Annotated in this window: 1 protein-coding gene; it reads right to left on the reverse strand. The window is 61.8% G+C overall.

The window, feature by feature from the left end:
- Nucleotides 1–281 (reverse strand): sigma-E factor regulatory protein RseB domain-containing protein (locus tag I6F21_RS38030; RefSeq protein WP_225184421.1); only part of this gene is annotated, 281 nt, incomplete at its 3' end.
- Nucleotides 282–427: the final 146 nt, after the last annotated feature.

Here is a 427-nt window from a genome sequence, read left to right on the forward strand (position 1 = left end):
CGCTCATACTCATTATTGAAGAGATCGGCGTAATGCTGGATGCGGGTGGAGTGCATGCCGGTGCCACGCTGATACGTCAGCGTGCCGACATAGTTCTGCTTGAGCGCCGCGCGATGGATTTTGGCGAGCCAGGAGGCGGCCTCCTTGCGCGGCATGGGATCGGGCTGCGGCTGCGCAGCAGTCGCCAGCGCCGAAACACACAGAAGAAGAAAAACCGACCGCCGAACGGCCTGCAGCTTGCGGGCGCCTGCCCCGGCAACGGGGTGCCACACCTTCGACATGGATGCCCGCATTATTCCTGATTGGAGTCCTGGGTGTTCGCCACCCCGTTGGCCACTGCACGCAGATAAGGAACCACCATACCGTTGGTCGCCGACTGGCGGTGAGCGCTCAAGTATTCGTCCAGACGGGCATCACGGATCATTGG

The sequence above is a fragment of the Bradyrhizobium sp. NBAIM03 genome, assembly GCF_020194055.1.
Classification (GTDB): domain Bacteria; phylum Pseudomonadota; class Alphaproteobacteria; order Rhizobiales; family Xanthobacteraceae; genus Bradyrhizobium; species Bradyrhizobium yuanmingense.